This window comes from Citrobacter sp. MGH 55 (genome assembly GCF_016906145.1).
GTDB classification, from domain to species: Bacteria; Pseudomonadota; Gammaproteobacteria; order Enterobacterales; family Enterobacteriaceae; genus Citrobacter_A; species Citrobacter_A amalonaticus.
Genome location: NZ_CP070239.1, coordinates 3,395,087 through 3,395,540 on the forward strand (window position 1 = coordinate 3,395,087; position 454 = coordinate 3,395,540).

1 protein-coding gene (only partly in view) is annotated in these 454 nt (G+C 49.0%); it reads left to right on the forward strand.

Annotation, left to right across the window (positions count from 1 at the left end; translation table 11 throughout):
- On the forward strand, positions 1-109 hold the 3' end of the coding sequence (locus JTI98_RS21225; RefSeq protein ID WP_252869588.1) for a DNA polymerase V. The gene continues 131 nt to the left of window position 1, outside the view; 109 of the gene's 240 nt are visible here — the last part of the coding sequence; its start codon lies off the left edge, out of view; it ends in the stop codon at positions 107-109.
- Positions 110-454 lie beyond the last annotated feature (345 nt).

A 454-nucleotide genomic window follows, 5' to 3' on the forward strand; every position in this document is an offset into this window, starting at 1 on the left:
AGATGCAAATGCCTGGATAGAGGCCAGCATAAGCACGTTCAAGGATATTTCCTCTACGGAAGGTGAGGAGCGTTTGTTCATGCTCTATAACCCTAACGGAGGGCTATGACATGGGATTTCCATCACCGGCTGCTGATTATCTTTCAAGGCGCTTAAYAGTCGAYATGTTTTGCGGGATATCRATGAAYAGTCGARTYCTGGAAACGTCAGAGGGATACGCGGTTATCGACGTGTCGCTGAATGCGCGACAGGGAGATACACTCGCCGTTCTTGCTGRTGGTGAAGTGCAGTTTGTAAAACTGGCWGGYAAAGCACTGATATCTGAAGATGGYGARGCGATARAGGGGAGYGCTCTGGAAGAGGTGAAAGTTATTGGTCGTGTAACGTTCTTCATCAACCGGGCGCTGGGTGATGATAGCTGCCCGGTGATCTAACTTTTAAAACTCGCTCAGGT